Source organism: Microcoleus anatoxicus (genome assembly GCF_042465725.1).
Lineage (GTDB): Bacteria > Cyanobacteriota > Cyanobacteriia > Cyanobacteriales > Microcoleaceae > Microcoleus > Microcoleus anatoxicus.
Window position 1 is genome coordinate 4,301,947 of record NZ_CP120853.1, and the last position, 16,339, is coordinate 4,318,285.

General features: G+C 42.4%; 16 protein-coding genes. 5 read left to right on the top strand and 11 right to left on the bottom strand.

Features of this window, described 5'->3' with window-relative positions; genetic code table 11:
• Nucleotides 1-85 precede the first annotated feature (85 nt).
• Entirely contained in the window at nucleotides 86-376 is a 291-nt protein-coding gene (locus P2A85_RS18660; protein WP_377474593.1) for a nucleotidyltransferase family protein, read from the top strand.
• Nucleotides 366-797 carry a DUF86 domain-containing protein gene (locus P2A85_RS18665; RefSeq protein ID WP_377474595.1) on the top strand — a complete coding sequence of 144 codons (432 nt, stop codon included), beginning with the start codon at nucleotides 366-368 and terminating at the stop codon, nucleotides 795-797. Before P2A85_RS18660 ends, P2A85_RS18665 begins: the two co-directional genes overlap by 11 nt.
• Before the next feature lie 462 nt (nucleotides 798-1,259).
• On the opposite strand, the gene P2A85_RS18670 is transcribed toward P2A85_RS18665, so the two are convergent.
• The 5 genes from P2A85_RS18670 to P2A85_RS18690 all read right to left on the bottom strand — a co-directional run bounded on the left by P2A85_RS18670 (nucleotide 1,260) and on the right by P2A85_RS18690 (nucleotide 4,604).
• Nucleotides 1,260-1,658, bottom strand: coding sequence for a type II toxin-antitoxin system death-on-curing family toxin (locus P2A85_RS18670; RefSeq protein ID WP_377474597.1), 399 nt, complete (start codon nucleotides 1,656-1,658; stop codon nucleotides 1,260-1,262).
• Nucleotides 1,658-1,855 carry a DNA-binding protein gene (locus P2A85_RS18675; RefSeq protein WP_377474599.1) on the bottom strand — a complete coding sequence of 66 codons (198 nt, stop codon included), beginning with the start codon at nucleotides 1,853-1,855 and terminating at the stop codon, nucleotides 1,658-1,660. The genes P2A85_RS18670 and P2A85_RS18675 overlap by 1 nt, the downstream gene beginning before the upstream one ends.
• A gap of 374 nt (nucleotides 1,856-2,229) precedes the next feature.
• Entirely contained in the window at nucleotides 2,230-2,778 is a 549-nt protein-coding gene (locus tag P2A85_RS18680) for a hypothetical protein (protein WP_377474601.1), read from the bottom strand.
• Complete coding sequence (locus P2A85_RS18685; protein WP_377474603.1) at nucleotides 2,771-3,244, bottom strand: hypothetical protein; 474 nt, start codon at nucleotides 3,242-3,244, stop codon at nucleotides 2,771-2,773. Before P2A85_RS18685 ends, P2A85_RS18680 begins: the two co-directional genes overlap by 8 nt.
• Nucleotides 3,245-3,455: 211 nt before the next feature.
• Complete coding sequence (locus tag P2A85_RS18690) at nucleotides 3,456-4,604, bottom strand: hypothetical protein (RefSeq protein WP_377474604.1); 1,149 nt, start codon at nucleotides 4,602-4,604, stop codon at nucleotides 3,456-3,458.
• A 615-nt stretch (nucleotides 4,605-5,219) separates the two neighbouring features.
• Between P2A85_RS18690 and P2A85_RS18695 the strand changes: the two genes are divergently transcribed.
• A complete protein-coding gene (locus P2A85_RS18695; protein WP_377474606.1) occupies nucleotides 5,220-5,747 on the top strand; it encodes a helix-turn-helix domain-containing protein in 528 nt (175 codons plus the stop codon).
• A 306-nt stretch (nucleotides 5,748-6,053) separates the two neighbouring features.
• On the opposite strand, the gene P2A85_RS18700 is transcribed toward P2A85_RS18695, so the two are convergent.
• The 3 genes from P2A85_RS18700 to P2A85_RS18710 form a co-directional block, all read right to left on the bottom strand.
• The gene (locus P2A85_RS18700) at nucleotides 6,054-6,638 is read right to left on the bottom strand and encodes a hypothetical protein (protein WP_377474608.1); all 585 of its coding nucleotides are present in this window, start codon (nucleotides 6,636-6,638) and stop codon (nucleotides 6,054-6,056) included.
• A gap of 110 nt (nucleotides 6,639-6,748) precedes the next feature.
• Nucleotides 6,749-7,309, bottom strand: coding sequence for a Uma2 family endonuclease (locus P2A85_RS18705; protein ID WP_341735500.1), 561 nt, complete (start codon nucleotides 7,307-7,309; stop codon nucleotides 6,749-6,751).
• A gap of 95 nt (nucleotides 7,310-7,404) precedes the next feature.
• The gene (locus P2A85_RS18710) at nucleotides 7,405-8,835 is read right to left on the bottom strand and encodes a DUF3370 domain-containing protein (RefSeq protein ID WP_371114222.1); all 1,431 of its coding nucleotides are present in this window, start codon (nucleotides 8,833-8,835) and stop codon (nucleotides 7,405-7,407) included.
• A 597-nt stretch (nucleotides 8,836-9,432) separates the two neighbouring features.
• Between P2A85_RS18710 and surE the strand changes: the two genes are divergently transcribed.
• Nucleotides 9,433-10,110 carry a 5'/3'-nucleotidase SurE gene (gene surE, locus P2A85_RS18715; RefSeq protein ID WP_377474610.1) on the top strand — a complete coding sequence of 226 codons (678 nt, stop codon included), beginning with the start codon at nucleotides 9,433-9,435 and terminating at the stop codon, nucleotides 10,108-10,110.
• 212 nt (nucleotides 10,111-10,322) lie between these two features.
• Complete coding sequence (locus tag P2A85_RS18720) at nucleotides 10,323-11,216, top strand: pentapeptide repeat-containing protein (protein ID WP_377474612.1); 894 nt, start codon at nucleotides 10,323-10,325, stop codon at nucleotides 11,214-11,216.
• A 547-nt stretch (nucleotides 11,217-11,763) separates the two neighbouring features.
• On the opposite strand, the gene P2A85_RS18725 is transcribed toward P2A85_RS18720, so the two are convergent.
• The 3 genes from P2A85_RS18725 to P2A85_RS18735 all read right to left on the bottom strand — a co-directional run bounded on the left by P2A85_RS18725 (nucleotide 11,764) and on the right by P2A85_RS18735 (nucleotide 16,112).
• Nucleotides 11,764-14,049, bottom strand: coding sequence for a cache domain-containing protein (locus tag P2A85_RS18725; protein WP_377474614.1), 2,286 nt, complete (start codon nucleotides 14,047-14,049; stop codon nucleotides 11,764-11,766).
• A gap of 96 nt (nucleotides 14,050-14,145) precedes the next feature.
• The gene (locus P2A85_RS18730; RefSeq protein WP_377474616.1) at nucleotides 14,146-15,546 is read right to left on the bottom strand and encodes an ATP-binding protein; all 1,401 of its coding nucleotides are present in this window, start codon (nucleotides 15,544-15,546) and stop codon (nucleotides 14,146-14,148) included.
• A 14-nt stretch (nucleotides 15,547-15,560) separates the two neighbouring features.
• Nucleotides 15,561-16,112, bottom strand: a complete 552-nt coding sequence (locus tag P2A85_RS18735) for a heme NO-binding domain-containing protein (protein ID WP_377474618.1) — start codon at nucleotides 16,110-16,112, stop codon at nucleotides 15,561-15,563.
• Between the last annotated feature and the right edge of the window lie 227 nt (nucleotides 16,113-16,339).

The following is a 16,339-nucleotide window of genomic DNA, read 5'->3' on the forward strand; positions in this document are numbered from 1 at the left end:
AATGATTTAGGATTGCTATAGTTAATAATCTTAGCTTTGGGAATAGCTGTGTTAAAATATAGGTAAAGGATTGGTTGAAGTAATAATGAAACGGGAAAATGTATTAGCAATTTTAGCCGCCCATAAGGATAAATTAAAAGGCTTGGGGGTAAAATCTTTAGATTTGTTTGGTTCGGTGGCGCGGGATGAAGCGCGATCGGATAGTGATGTAGACTTTTTAGTAGATTTTTCGATAGAAGCAAGTTTATTTGACTTGTTTCGGGTGCAGCACTATTTAGAAGATATACTAGGGTGTGCTGTAGATTTAGGAACGGAGGATGCTTTGAGGGAGCATTTGCGGGAACCTGTGCTCAAGGAGGCGATTCGTGCCTTCTAGAGAGTGGTGGCTGCGAGTTGAGGATATTGTGAATGCGATCGCTGACATTCAGGCTTCTACTGCTGGGATGAGTTTTGAAGATTTCCGGCAAATTGAAAAAATTATCCTGCAAGGGATTCTTTATAACTTGATTATTATTGGTGAAGCTTCTGTTAATGTCAATGATGGAATTAAGCCTCGTTATCCGCAGATTCCTTGGCGTTTGATGGGTGATATGAGAAATGTGATGGCTCACGAATATTTTCAAGTAAATCAGAGATTAGTCTGGAATACGATTGAAAATCATTTACCTCCTTTATACCAATTTAATGGGTCGTTGCACAGATCTCGATCCCCCTCGCATCCCCACCCCCCCCTGCCCCCCCCAAGGGGGGATGGGGGAAGGGGGACTTTGAGAAGAATCTTGTCCCCCCCTTATTAAGGGGGGCTAGGGCGTGTTTTCAAACTACTCCTTAAGATTTAGATCCCCCTAAATCCCCCTTAAAAAGGGGGACTTAAAGACTCTTTCCCCCCCCTTTTTAAGGGGGGCTGGGGGGATCTTTGGGGAGAGAAAACACGCCCTAGGGCGTGTTTTCTTGCCTGATCCATCAGATCCTGATCCCCCTCGCATCCCCCTTAAGAAGGGGGACGAAAGAGCTTCTTTCTCCCCCCTTTTTAAGGGGGGTTGGGGGGGATCTCCGGGGAGAGAAAACACGCCCTAGGGGGGATCAGATTCTATGCAGCCTCATAAAAAATTGGTATTAGTGCCGTTGTTACAGAAGTTATTAGCACGGGAAATGACGGGAGATTAAGGGCGATCGCACTTTTGGACATCAAGGGCGATCGCACTTTTGGAGATGAAGGGCGATCGGGTTATCTATAGCTTCAACACGGCTGATTTTTGTCACCTATTACCAATAGAACTAGGAACAATATGAGAACGCAGCCACTCAGTAAATTCATCGCGGGCGATCGCGCTTGATGCGACTTGTAATATAATTGGTTCTTGCTCTTCCACAGGTGAAGAAATCTCAAATCCATTCAAGATCAGAAAAACTTCCATTGCTGCGTGACCGATGCGTTTGTTACCATCTAAGAAAGGATGATTTTTAATCAAAGCAAATCCAAGAGCGGAAGCTTTTTCGACAATAGTTGGGTAAAGTTCTTCCCCGCCAAAAGTCATGCGCGGCTGAGCTAAAGCCGACTCTAAGGCTCCTAAATTAGCGATGCCAAATGCTCCGCCAGATTCCTCGATAATGCGCTGATAAAGTTCTAAAATTTCTGTTAAAGTTAGATAGCGCATTAGGCGAGTTTTTGGTAGAGTTCAGCATTCTTTTTGAGGACGTATTCCATAGCGTTGTGAAAGGATGCTTCTGGTGGTGCGAGCAAGTTTTCAGCACCGGCAAGCAGTAATTCTTCTAGGGAAATGCCGAGGCGATTGGCGGTTTCTTGGAGCTTGTGCAGGCGATCGTCTGAAATGGTGATGGTAATGGTTTGCATTCTGTTTGTGGCTGTGACGATACCCTGAGTGTAGCACGTCAAATGTCTATGGGAGTCCAGAAACCGGGTTTTTTACGAAATACTTGGTTACACACGGTAAATTCGGTAAAAAACCCGGTTTCTTTGTCAGAGTGCGTCGAGGACTGTTTAAATCGAGATAAATACTAAAGAGTTATGGAAGTGAGATTAAGGGCGATCGGACTTATATCTGATAAATTTTTGTAGGGGCGGGTTCACCAACAATATCTAACAAGTACCAACAATCTCAATAAACCCGCCCCCACCCAACAGTAAATCGCAATCTACCTCTTTATTGATATAGTTATTCATCAGGGGCAATCGCTCTTAAGGGGATGAAGGGCGATCGCACTTAACTAACAAATAGCCGAAGCAGGCGCAATTTCGCGGAGTGGCATCAGGAATTCTTGCTTTTCGACCGGGGTGATATAGCCGCCATTTAGAGCCATTTCCATGAGTTGTTCGACAAATCCCTTTAACTCTGTTATAACTTGAGTTTTATTCAGTTCAAAGTGTTGATTTCTGGATTTTAGGGTAAACTGGTTTGGAGATAAATATCCAAATTCTTTGAAATTACAGCTAATTTTATCGTTGGTTAAGGGCTGCAATTCAAGAGTAAGACAAACACTTTCAACAAATTCTATTTTGATGGGTTTCCCTTGGGATAACTCACTAAGTTTTTTGGGGAGTTCATCTTCTAGGAGCATACAAATATCGGGGTCTAAAAAAACGTTTAGTTTTTCTTCACCGATTTCTATTGATACTAGATGGTCACATTCAAAGCAAAATAGTTTCAGACCTAATTCAAAATGCGAAAGTTCTCCTAATGAGTCATCTGGTGGATCGGCATATTGTTCGCCATTAGGTGCTTCTAGTTGGATTGTAAAATTGCTATAGTTATTCATCTTCATCGCTCCTATCTAATGAGGACAGCGTAGCATCATTCAGAACAGGATAAGCAGATTTGAATGTTCCATCTGGTTTCCTTCTAATAAAAGCATGGGTAACATTTTCAATTATTGTTCCATCGGGGTAGTGAACTTTCCCAATAGAACGCTTGAAATTTAAAATGTAACGACCGGGATATTTCGGTGTAGCTTGTTCAGCTTTTACCCAGTCTTGAGCATTTAGCCATTGACCTTGAGGCTGATTTTTGGATGCTGCCCTGCCTCTAAAATTAAGGGGTTTCAGTTTTGGGCCATGATGGCGATCGATATGGTCGTAGGCTTTGATGGATTTTGGATTATGCCACTGAGGTTCGATTCCACTTCCTGTCCAGTCACAACCACTTCCTACTTCTATCGTTTGGTCTATTATATCCTGTTCTATAACTTCTGGAGTATCTTCAGAAGTATCTATGCCATTATTCAAAATAAGTGGTTTACTCCTAAATGGTATTTGATTGATGATTATACCATTAACTAATTTTAGGATGGCGATCGCACTTTTGGGCATTAAGGGCGATCGTGCTTGTGAAAATGAAGAGCGATCGTGCTTGTGAAAATGAAGAGCGATCGCGCTTTTGGAGATTAAGGGCGATCGCAGTTATCGCTCTCCGAGAATTGCTCTTTCCTTATACCGCTCAAGCCTCAGAAAGACTAGGCAATATGACAGCAGTTTGAGCAACGATTTTGTCGAAAACTGTTTTTTGTGATAAGCTGTCCTTCGAGCAAATCTTGACTTTTTCTAGTAAAGATGAATAATCCTCTTCGGAAGTTATTGGACTAGCCATTCCTTTGAGCTTGGCTTCATAGAACTGGCAAGCTGTATAGCCTACTAGATTGAATACGAATACATTAGTGGAAGCGCTAATTGTCCAGTTAGCAATTGGAGTATGTTTGAACAAAAATCCTAGACCTAGTTGGGTAGCTTCTGTACCACTAAGAGCGAGACTAAAAATTCCTAAAAGTTCTGTTTGACGTGCTGGATCGTCGATATCGTCAAATCCATACACAACTGAAATCTGATAGCAAAGTTCTACCAATAGTAAGCTGCTATTATAAAAATCAACTAATGCTGTAGCTGGTGCAGCTAAACCACCACTTATTATCGTGGCTCCCACACCCAATGCTGCTACCGCTGTTGAAAAAATTGCTTTTTCCTGAATGAGACGATTGGCAATCTGGCTAGGTTTTTCGCTAGGATAAACTGCTTTTAGCTTTTTAACAGTATCCTTAGCTTTATCCAGGTCAACGCCTTGGGTAAGATTATAGAATAGGCGATCACGCCAAGTTGTATCCCATAAAGTCATTATTGTATTCCTGAGAGAGGCTGGTATCTTACCTACTCCCTTAGTTGCTTCATTAAGCAAATGAGATACATTTTTAGTTGTATCTCCTACCCCTCCTCCTACAGTTTGAGTCCCTTTTTCTATTGTTATTTGACAATCTTTCAAGAAGCTATTTAATATTTCAATGTCTTTGGCTGATTTTTTGTCAATAGCTTTTTTAGCGTCGATCACAAAATTCAGCAAGCCCATGATACTTTCTGCCGCCGATTGATTGGGTGTTGAAGCTTTATCTACTTTTCCGCCCATGATACTTTCTGCCGCCGATTGATTGGGTGTTGAAGCTTTATCTACTTTTCCGCCCATGATACTTTCTGCCGCCGATTGATTGGGTGTTGGAGCTTTATCTACTTTTTCGCCCAGATTTGATGGGTTCTCACCTAGCTTACAGAACTTTATCTTTGGTTCAAATCCCAAGGCAGTGTGAACTTTATTAACAATCAAATTCCACTCTTCATCGTTGGGTTCTTGATAACCTTGAAGAGTCACCTCCCTTCCTTTGACTGTTGCAGAAATCGAACCGCCTGTATAAGCCCATCGGGGATAAAGGGCTATGTGTATCTTCGATACATATTGTTGATCTGAATTCATTGCTAAAAATCCTTGACGATGAATATCTGTTTCTTAGGAAATATAGGCAATTAATGCTAATAATTGACAAGGAAAGTTATCTGACGGATTCAATAGCCCTCCTCGGTTTGACTTTTTCCTCAGTTTAGTGAGATCGCTTTAAGCAGAGCTAGGCGCTTTGGGGGATGAGGAGGCGATAAACGGTTACGCAACACTTCTGGGGTATCATCAGTACGCCCCTCTTTGATAGCCCGTTTTTTCAGTCGTTCGACTAAAACGTTCTCCGGCACCTCAAAACTAATCACACAGTTAAGCGAGAAAATTACCAAAATTTAGCCCTAATCCCTGTCGTAACACTAACTGTAATCAGTAATCACTCAAAAGCCCCGCCACAAAGGTTTTAACCTGTGACTCGCACCACTTAAACTTGAGCTTTCAAGTATATTAAGCCAAATAACACCGAGCATACACTTACATACATCAGGAATTATGTTAGACTTCCATCAGGAACTTCACACGCATCTATTTATGGCATCCACAAACGATCGCTTCGTCGAAGCAGAAAGCCGCTGGGACCTAAAAACTCTGTACGCAGACTTAGCCGCCGTTAAGGGAAAGCCTCTCACTCCCGTCGAAAAGCTGCATCTGCGGGGGTTGCTTTGTGGCAACAGTCCCGCTGAAATCGCCGAAAAGCTGCAAAAAAATCCCAAAGGTGTGGAAACTGACCTGTGTGCCACTATTTATAGATACGTTAAAGGCTTTGTGGGTAAAGGGATTGAAAAGATCGAAAATTGGAGAAATATTGCTGAATGGCTTGAGGATGCTGGATATAAAACTCGGTCGTCTGCTAAATTCCCAACCAAAGACTTATTACCAGACAAGAGTATAGTTAATATAAGTAATATAACTATTGAAAAAAATCAAATAGTAATTGTTTTTAAAGTGCAAATACCTACTTCACCAGATTCAGAACTCTCAATAGAAAATCTAGACATCAACGATAACAACGCTAACTAAAATTTTGCCACAATTCAACTGATTGGTAGGGTGAAGCGACTAAAATCAGGAAGGGCGATCGCACTTCATATTTTTATTATGCTATGACTATTCAATGAGAGTGTCAGTGATTTTGATAGTGCGCGTGTGGCCAGAAACCGGGTTTTTACCATAGACTTGGTGAGAGTGCGAAGATTCGGGGAAAAACCCGGTTTCTTTGGTTGTGCGAGTGTCCAGAAGCCTCGGTTAGCTTCATAGTCCAACCGGGGTTGAAACCCCTGTCTCATAGCGAAAGTCCTCTAAAGAGGACTAAAGAGTTTTTGATTTTTATTTCAGTTTTTCAGTCGGTTTCAACCGACTTTCGCTATTAGCCAGGGGTTTCAACCCCGGTTGGGTCTGTGCGACACCACCGACAGACATCGATGAGTAAATCTCATTTTCTGGGACAGATAGTACGAGAAATCCCTCTCTATTATTCTCCCATTTCAAGTTATTTTTAATCTGACCAATGCACTCACTAACATTTTGTTCGTATAGACTATCTAGGCGATCGCAGTGCCATTCAAATACCACAACCCATTGAGGTTGTTCAGTCAGAATCAACTTGAGAAAATCATCAAAACTTTTGCCTTCCCAATCTATCTGCTCACCATTCACCTCGGATTCTAACAAGTCCAATCCTTTCCCTTGCACCGAAAAGTTCACCCATTGCAGATTTTCGTAAGCGGGGGGTAAGCGCTTGATTATATGGGCTGGAATTTCCCGTTCTACTAATTTTATATATTTGCCCCAAACGTAATACTTTTCACCTTGGGGATATTCTATGCCACCCCAAGTAAAAGTTTCCTGATGAACTTCTAAATAATCAAGAGTTTGTCTTGTCGAAAGTAATATTTCAAAACAAGCATCCATAATTTCTCCTTTAGTTAATCAACATCTCTGCAATACCACCAAAATTGTTGCACTTGGATTTGCTCGATATCCTCCTAGATGTACGATAGCTTATCTACTTCCTTATCGCTCTAACCCAAAATAAAATCAACGCTTACTTCAAACTCAGGAAAAGCTAGCGGCGCAACCATTTCTCCCCGCTCAAACTTTTGCATTGAAGTATAGCCATTAGCCGTCGGATAACGGTAAACTTCTAAACAATTCACATCCAGATCCCACAACCATACTTCCTGAATACCAGAACGAGCATAGTTAGGAACTTTCACATCGCGATCGAAACCAACAGTGCTATCAGAAACCTCCACTAACAACAAAACTTCCGATGGTACTGGATGTGCAGTAGCGTAGTAGTCAGCGCGAGGTTGCAGCAATACAACATCCGGTTGAGGTTCAGTTTTTTCTGTTAACTGGATCGGGTCTTGAGCGCCTATAATCGCACGTCTTCTCTCCAAATCAGAGAACACAGCGATCAGACGCTTAACCGAACTTGCATGACGAGTACCAATTGCAGCCATCTGAACAATTTCTCCTTCTATCAATTCCACTCGGTCATCTTCACCCAAAATGCCAGCCTCACCCATTAGGTGATATTCTTGCACTGTAAATAGCCGTCTTTGCATCTGAACAGACATAACTATTCTCCTTATTCGGCAGTTGTATAAACTTTATCATTGTTGCCAGTAAGATTCTACCTACTGGCCGATCGCCCTAACTCAATCACAATCCACTAATTACTCGATCGCACCGTCAAGACTTGCGGCGGCGTCGCATCCGGCGGATACAAGAAATCCACCTGCACCAAACGCCTTTCCCCAGGCTTCATATTCAAATTCACCAAAGGTTCCCCCTGCTGTCCCCGGCGCTGCACGATGTGAATGTAGCGCGTCAAAGTCTTACCTCGATCGTCACTAAACATTACCCGCACCGTACCTCGGAAAAATATCCGATTTTCAGGAGGGTCGTAAAACATCAATCCCCCCGATTCTGTATTAGCCTTAATCGGTGTTTGCATCTTAATACTCACAGATTGAGACTCGCGAGATTTGTTATAAAGCGGAAAACTTAAGTTATATTGAATGCCATAATTACCGTGGGCAAAATAAGCCGTATCGGGATAACGAGCTAACATTTTAGCACTTTGAATTTGACCAGTGCCAAAAGTACCCGTATCCGTAGTGCTCAAGGCATAGGAAAATTCCTCCCCTGGTTTGGGAATAGTTAAATAATCCGTGTTTGAACTATCAGTAATTTTAGCTTCCCACTGGGAACCAGACGCTACTCCCGCAACCCGACCATAAATTTTTTGCTCAGGATTTAAGCCGATAGCCGTTGGTGCTAAATCCCTCGGCCCTGCTAAACCCTTGGTATTTAAAATATTTTCCCACTGTTCTAACGTCGGATATTGTTCGACTCCGGCGGGAGTTTTGGGAGCAAACATCGCCAAACTAGCAACATAAACCGAATTGCTGCTCGATACTCGCATTAAAGTCGATCGACCATTAGAAGCAGGCGTGACATTCCCCACAGGTATGGGCAAATTCATCAGCATTCGGCTCTGCTTGGCTGGAATTTCGATCGCAGCCGGCAAAATCCCTTGTCTGTACCCCCGCAGCACATCACTGGTGATGCGGCTCCCAGGCCCAGCAAACACAGTGCCGAATCGATTGTCTAAATAGGAAGGCAAATCGACAAACAGAGCATCGGGCCGAGTTAAATAAGTCGCTCCTTGCAATACATTCAAAGTGACAGGCTCGTCATTGGGATTGTAGACAATTATTCCTTGAAATAAAGTGCGAGTTTGTTCGCGATTTTTTGCCTTGGCTATGTGGTGAGCAAAGATGTCAAATCTGCCTTTGAAGGGAAAGTTTAAGTGCGCCGAAGGTACTTGTTTTGCTTCTTGGGGAAATGTCGAGAGCAAGATGCCTTCGGTTTGCACGACTTCGGGGCTGTTGCTATTGAAAACCGGGATGTTGTCAAGTTGTCCCGGCAAAATCCGCACTTGCTGGCGCTGCATCAGGGTTTTCAGTGGACTGCTGCTGGGCTGTGGGGGTAAATCTAGTTCGTTTTCCGGTACGGGTAGTTCTGGCTGGATAATCAGTTGCTGTTGGGTAGGAGGTGCGGCGATTGTTTGAGCGAGGGGGAAAATTGGCAAAAACATTACTGTAAGCGCGTTTAACTGAACTTGTGTTAATATTTGGCGATCGGGCGATCGACACAAAACTTTACCACAAGTTGGTGATGTGTTCTGGGTATTTTGGGATTATATGTTTTCAGGGCATCGGGCATTGGGCATTGGTCATCGGGCATTGGGCATTGGTGTCAACAATCGCCTGAAATCCTTTGTATCTTTTGTTTATAGACGACTGCAAGATCCCCCTCGCATCCCCACCCCCCCTAGGGCGTGTTTTCAAACCCAAAGATCCCCCCCAGCCCCCCTTAAAAAGGGGGGGAAAGAGTCTTTAAGTCCCCCTTTTTAAGGGGGATTTAGGGGGATCTAAATCTTAAGGAGTAGTTTGAAAACACGCCCTAGCCCCCACCCCCCCCTGCCCCCCCCAAGGGGGGATGGGGAAGGGGGACGAAAGAGAAGATTCCGGTTCCCCCCTTCTGTAGGGGCGGTGCCCCCGTGCCCGCCCTCTCGGCTAGGGGGGATCTGGCCTTAAGTTGACACCAATGGGCATTGGGCAACCCCCCCCTACCCCCCCCAAGGGGGGAATCGAGCAGGGAATACAGAGAAATAACCAATAACCAATAAGCAATGACCATAATTTTAACCAACGACGACGGCATAGACGCTCCAGGCATTCAGGCTCTTTTGCAAGCGGTAAGCGGCAAGACGATTGTGGTAGCCCCTCAAGGGCAATTGTCTGGCTGTGGACACCAGGTGACTGCTCACAGTCCGATTCATGTCGATCGCCGATCGTCCGTCGAGTATGCTGTAGGAGGAACACCCGCAGACTGCGTTCGCATCGCCCTCAATCACCTGTGTCCAAAACCCGATTTGGTACTTTCCGGTATTAATGCCGGCGGTAATTTGGGCGTTGATGTCTACCTTTCTGGTACTGTTGCCGCCGTGCGGGAAGCGGCGATGCACGGGATTCCAGGTGTGGCGATTTCCCACTGGATTAAAAGACCTTGGGAGATAGACTGGGAAGTGGCGACTCGTTGGACATCGCGGGTGTTGGCAGATTTGCTCAATCGGGAACCCAAATCAGGTTGTTTCTGGAATGTGAATTTCCCACATTTAGCACCCGGAAGTGCGGAACCGGAAATTGTGTTTTGTCGCCCTTCTACTGAGCCTTTGCCGCTGGTATATCACCAGGAGGGAGAATACTTTAATTATGTGGGTGAATACAGCAAGCGCGATCGGACACCGGGTACTGATGTGGATGTCTGTTTTGGTGGCAATATTGCAGTGACACAGATTTCCCTGTGAGCGATGTGGGCTACCATCTAACTAAATTTTGGTTAGTTTGCCCACAAAATTGAGACCAAATTATTAATAAAAAATTACAAAAAACAACATATATTGAGAAATATCAAGTTAATTTTCACAATTCTGCCAAGTGCGATCGCCCTAACTCGATTAAATATAAAATTTAGATATAAAATATTTAGTAATAGTTCATATTTCGAGATGAGACTTCTATGGAAGTAACCGAGCTGCTCAAGGACTATGAAAATGGCAAAAGAGACTTTGCAGGAGTCAACCTCAGTGGAGCCAACCTCAGTGGAGTCAACCTTTCAAAGGCTAATCTTGTCGGGGCGAACCTCAGCAGGGCTGTTCTCACCAAAGCACAACTCAGCGGTGCTAACCTTCACAGGGCAAATCTCAGTTTTGCCAAAATGGGCGAAGCCAGACTAGCGGACTCCGATTTGACCAAAGCCAATCTCAGCGGAGCTTTCCTCGTCAAAGCAAAACTGCCCAGAGCGCGACTCAGTGGCGTTCTACTCATCGGTAGCAACCTGCGGAGTGCCATCCTCTGGAACGCCAATTTGTGTAATGGTGACTTGCAATTCATCAACCTGCGGGGCGCGAATCTGACCGGCTCAAACCTTAACTGGGCAAACTTAGGGGGGGCAAAACTCAGCGGTGCGATGCTCTTTGGAGCCCAACTCACGGGCATCTGTCTGAAAAAAGCATACATCAACGGCATCGATTTGAGTGGAACCGATCTCAATGGTGTCAATCTCAGCGAAGCAAAACTCAACGGTGTCAACTTGGAAGGCTCAAATTTGGAAGCAGCCAATCTCACGGGAGCTCAGTTGCGGAATGTCAAGTTGACGGGAGCAAATTTAACCAGGGCGAATTTGGCTGGAGTTTCTTTGGTGCAAGCCAATCTCGATTGGGCCAGGCTGTGCTACGCCGACTTGAGCGAAGCTGACTTGAGGGGAGCTACCTTAATCGGAGCGAACTTTGAGGGTACTCAGTTAGGGGGAGCCACAGTCTCGGAATCTGCCAGTGGCTATTTCTGTTTAACTGCTGCGGGTGCTGTCGCAACTTGGGAAACGCAAACAATCACCAATGCTGCTACTGGTTGAGCTTTAAATTTAAACTAGAGCGGAATTTCGATCGCAAATGCCGCTCTCTCTTGCGATCGCCACCTAGGTCCGATCGAACATAAATTGATACCGGATATCCTGGAAACGTGGCGCGATCTCTGTTACTAATGGCAACAATGAAAATTGAACAACATTAAGCGCAATTTCGACAGTGGCTGCTATCTCTACTTGCGGCCTTCTGTACTACCATAATTTTTGTTGTCATTTTTCGGCTTAGCAACACCATCAGGCTGTTTCTTTGGCTTTTTGACTTCTTTGTTACTTTTTCTTTCTTTTGACATAAGGATTCCTCAACTTTGATTAATTATAACATATAGCAATCCTCGCATCATTTGTGAATTTCTTACTCCCTCCCCTTGATAAGGGGAGGGTTGGGGTGGGGTAAAAAACTTTACGACTCCTGCAAGGACTGCTATAGATTGAAACCTGTGCCTAAATCCAAGTATATCTGGTGGCTCTACCCTCAATTTTTATATCCTATCCGGTCAATTAATCTCAACCACACAGCAATAAACAAGTGCAAGAGTTAGGAATTTAACAGCGGAATTTCGATCGCAAATTCCGCCCCCTCTCCCGGTGCAGAAATACAGCTTAACTTACCCCCGTGTTTTTCCACCACAATCCCATAGCTAATTGACAATCCCAAACCCGTACCCTTTCCCACGGGCTTCGTTGTAAAAAATGGGTCAAATATTTTATCCATCGCCGATTGTTCCATACCCATACCATTGTCAGCAATCCTGACTACCAAATTCTGAGTATCATTGACTAAAGTCCGAATCACAATGGTAGGTTCTTGATTCCAGTCAGCACAATTTTCCTCTGCATCTCGCAAAGCATCTATGCTATTACTAATAATATTCATAAATACCTGATTAATTGACGATGCGTAGCACTTAACTAAGGGTAATTCACCATATTGTTTAATCACTTGAATCTCTAGAAATTCATCATTAGCTTTCAGTCGATGCTGCAAAATTAACAGAGTGCTATCAATTCCAGAATGAATATCTACAGGTTTGATTTCCGCTTCATCGTGACGGGAAAAAATTCGGAGAGACTTAACTATTTTGCGAATTCTTTCGCTTCCCATTTCCATCGAATTCAAAATTTTGGGTAAATCTTTGGTCATAAAATCTAAGTCAATATCTTCCATTTTCGCTTTAATTTCTTCTCTGGAATTCGGATATATTTTTTGGTATAAATCAATTAATTCCATTAAACCTCCAACATATTGCTTGGCATATTTAAGATTGCCGTGAATAAAGTTGACTGGATTGTTGATTTCGTGAGCTACGCCGGCAACTAACAGTCCCAAACTAGACATTTTTTCCGTTTGAATCAGTTGGGATTGAGTCGAGTAAAGTTTTTGTAGTGTTGCTTCTAACTGACTTGCTTTTTCTTGGGCTAATTGGCGACGATTTATTTCTGCTTCTTTCAGCGCAGATTCTGAAGCTACTAACCTAATCAAATTTTCTTCAATGGCAGTTGCCATGTGATTTAATTCACGAGTCAGGATACCAATTTCATCGCTGCGGTTATTTAACTTCAGTCGCACTCCCTGCTTTCCTTGTCCTACTTGTTGAGCAAATTCCGTGAGACGGTGCAGAGGATAAGAAAATGTCTTTGCTGCTATCAACCCAACACCAACAGCTAATATTAAAATACTAATGCCCACGGTGTAACCTGTTAAAGCCAGTTTCATCAACACTTCTTTTACCTGAACTTCTGAATCGCCAACATAGTATATACCAATTGGTTTTGTCTGGATATTTAGCTGATGTTCGTAGTTATAAATAGGAGCATAAGCAGTCATATAGTTTTGACCGACGATGTTAGTATTCCCCAAAAATATTTCCCCTCTATCCAGCACAACTTCAGCAACTTCTCTCGCAACTCTTGTTCCAATTGCTCTCGTCTTACCATCAGGATAGGGAACATTGGTACTAACTCGCCAGTCTTGAGCAAATATAGTCACTGTGGTTGCACCGGAAATTTGCCTTACAGTGTCAACAATCTGATAATTACGGTTTAGCAACGTACCAACAATGGTACTACCAATAACTTTCTTTTCTCGTTTAATGGGATAAACAACAATTATTACTAATCCAATTTTTTCCGCATTAATATTGTAAGTTCCCGCAGAAAAAGGTTGTTTGTTGATGGGCAATTCCTGGGTTTTTTGAAATCTCTCACCAATATTTGCCTGACGTTCTATACCCATCTGTTGCAACAATTCGGAATTGAATAATTCTAAGCCAGATAAAATCTTTTCTTCTTTAATAGCATGATTAACTATGGGCAAAGTACCCATGTCAATTTTTCTAACCAAGGGGACTACATCATACACTAAAGAGGCTGGTACTTGTCCCTGGGAAGGTAATTCTGGATAGCGAGTGAAGTCATCTTTTAGTATTTGAATATTTTGAGCAATAGTTTTTCCCTGAGCATCCGTCAGGATAGAAAAACTAGGTTGAAAAGAAAATTTTATCGAATGATTAATACTTTTTTGTAGAACCTTTAATTGCTGGTCAACGGTGACAGGATCGTTGAGATCGATATTAGTATTTTCTACAGATTCTGCTAAACTGATAGCAATATCTGCCTGAAATTTTTCAACTTGTTTGACTTGCCACTCTAGGATTCCTAAACTTGTTTGTAGAGTCTGTTGCATCCTTTGCAGTAAATAATTTTCAGCTAAATGAAGAATGTTGTGAATTACTAAAATAGTTGGTAAAACCACACAACTCACGATCAACATAGATAACTTAGTACGAAAACTATAGTTTGACCAAAACTTTGCTATTAACATCTCCTTAACTCCAATTGTTTTAACATCCTACTGAGATTGGTGATAATTTTCTTTAAATAAGTGCTATTAAGAGAAGGGAATGGGTGGGTGCAAGAGTTAGGAATTTAACAGCGGAATTTCGATCGCAAATTCCGCCCCATCTCCCGGTGCAGAAATACAGCTTAACTTACCCCCGTGTTTTTCCACCACAATCCCATAGCTAATTGACAATCCCAAACCCGTACCCTTTCCCACGGGCTTCGTTGTAAAAAATGGGTCAAATATTTTATCCATCGCCGATTGTTCCATACCCATACCATTGTCAGCAATCCTCACTACCAAATTCTGAATATCATTGACTAAAGTCCGAATCACAATGGTAGGTTCTTGATTCCAGTCAGCACAGTTTTCCTCTGCATCTCGCAAAGCATCTATGCTATTACTGATAATATTCATAAATACCTGATTAATTGACGATGCGTAGCAATTGATTAAGGGTAATTCACCATATTGTTTAATCACTTGAATCTCGGCATTTTTACCATAAGCTTTCAGCCGATGCTGTAAAATCAACAAAGTGCTATCAATGCCAGAATGAATATCTACAGCTTTCTTTTTCGCTTCATCATGGCGGGAAAAATTTTTGAGAGAATCTACAATTTTGCAGATGCGTTCCGTGCCAATTTTGATAGAATTTAGTAATTTGGGAAGGTCGGTTTCTAAAAAAACGATATCGATTATATCCGCTTCTGTGGCGATTTCTGATGGGGGTTGCGGATAGTATTTTTGATAAAGCTGTAATAATTTAATCAGGCTTTCTACGTATTCTTGCAGATATCTCAAATTACCATGAATAAAAGTTACCGGATTATTTATCTCATGGGCTATTCCGGCGACTAACATACCTAAACTTGACATTTTCTCTGCTTGAATTAGCTGTGATTGTGTTTCCTTAATGTCACTCAAAGCCTGTCTTAAATGTTGTGCTTGATTTTGGGATAAAGATGTCAGTTCTTTCTGCACTTCTAGTGATGCTTGAATCTGAATTTTCTGCTGAGTTAATTCTTCCGTCAAGCTTTGAACTTCCCGAATAGCCGTTTGGCTAGTTTGTTGCAAAAACAAAAAATCGGGAGTCAGATCGTGAATTGCAAAGTCTTTCAACTTGACAGCTAATTTGGATAGCAGGCTTGAATCTGGATCCCACACCGAGCAAATAAACAGGATCACCTGTTCCTCTTTCAGAGCGACCATTTGCCCCTTTAATTTTAGAGAATTATGCTTGGATTCTAGAATAAATAATGATTTGATTTTTTTCTGAATCTTTAAAATGTCAAAGGCGATCGCTGGCTGATGAATTTGAAAATGTAGATCTATTTGTTCACCTAATAATGTGATTTGATGAGTCCGTTGTAATACCTCCCCAACCTGGACAATTTCCAGATTGTGATTAAATCCTAGATGAAAGGGAAATATCTCACAAAAAGTCTGGGGATTCAGTGTATACAGTGGCTTATTCATGAATATTTTGCAGTCTATTCCGCTCTGTATTCAATCCGAAATGTGTCACGTTCGCATCCTGCTTCACGGGATTCCGTTTGGGTGATATCAACTGCTGTGTGGAAGCGATCGCCCAAACCCTTGACTAACCCAACTACCATGGGTGCCAGACCTTCCCGTGTAGACTGATAATGCAGGTCTATCACATTTTCGGCAACTTCTGTACATTCAAAAGATGGTGGTTGCAACTTAGGGAATTGCACCCCAATCCGAGTATGTAAATCATCGAGATTTTCGAGAAATTCCGGTAATGTATCTCCCGCCATATCTAGTATTTCTTGATAACCCGCAGTAGCCGTAAATTTAACCCAGTATTCACCAAAAGCTTGCATAATTTCTGCACTAGATAAGCCTAGCTCTTGACTAGCAGATTTAACTAGACGATGAGTCAAATCATCGGGATAAGCTTCTAAAATCAGAAATTGCTGATCTATAACTTCCGCTTTCTGTTTGATTTTTTCCCAAGTAGCTTCATCAAACAGATCGCATACCATGTCTTGAATCGCACGATTAACTAAACCATACATTTGAACTGCCTCCACTTATACTGATAACTTAGTGTTCATAATCGATCGCAATCGAGCAATTATTTATTGAAACTAAAATTTTGACCAGAAAAATTAAATGTATCATACCACAATTTTTGATGAGGTGGTTACTCATAATTTTGAGTGCTGGTGTAAGTGTTTATTCGTAAGTGTATTTTCTAGATGTCAATGTATTTTTTGGGTGACACTTACTTAAGTAAACATCG

Coding starts and splice junctions, on each gene's coding strand:
- P2A85_RS18710 (WP_371114222.1), bottom strand. CDS start 8,835: ATGTTTTTGCCAATTTTCCCCCTCGCTCAAACAATCGCCGCACCTCCT.
- P2A85_RS18705 (WP_341735500.1), bottom strand. CDS start 7,309: ATGTCTGTTCAGATGCAAAGACGGCTATTTACAGTGCAAGAATATCAC.
- P2A85_RS18670 (WP_377474597.1), bottom strand. CDS start 1,658: ATGCGCTATCTAACTTTAACAGAAATTTTAGAACTTTATCAGCGCATT.
- P2A85_RS18730 (WP_377474616.1), bottom strand. CDS start 15,546: ATGAATAAGCCACTGTATACACTGAATCCCCAGACTTTTTGTGAGATA.
- P2A85_RS18725 (WP_377474614.1), bottom strand. CDS start 14,049: ATGTTAATAGCAAAGTTTTGGTCAAACTATAGTTTTCGTACTAAGTTA.
- P2A85_RS18735 (WP_377474618.1), bottom strand. CDS start 16,112: ATGTATGGTTTAGTTAATCGTGCGATTCAAGACATGGTATGCGATCTG.
- P2A85_RS18675 (WP_377474599.1), bottom strand. CDS start 1,855: ATGCAAACCATTACCATCACCATTTCAGACGATCGCCTGCACAAGCTC.
- P2A85_RS18700 (WP_377474608.1), bottom strand. CDS start 6,638: ATGGATGCTTGTTTTGAAATATTACTTTCGACAAGACAAACTCTTGAT.
- P2A85_RS18720 (WP_377474612.1), top strand. CDS start 10,323: ATGGAAGTAACCGAGCTGCTCAAGGACTATGAAAATGGCAAAAGAGAC.
- surE (WP_377474610.1), top strand. CDS start 9,433: ATGACCATAATTTTAACCAACGACGACGGCATAGACGCTCCAGGCATT.
- P2A85_RS18660 (WP_377474593.1), top strand. CDS start 86: ATGAAACGGGAAAATGTATTAGCAATTTTAGCCGCCCATAAGGATAAA.
- P2A85_RS18680 (WP_377474601.1), bottom strand. CDS start 2,778: ATGAATAACTATAGCAATTTTACAATCCAACTAGAAGCACCTAATGGC.
- P2A85_RS18695 (WP_377474606.1), top strand. CDS start 5,220: ATGTTAGACTTCCATCAGGAACTTCACACGCATCTATTTATGGCATCC.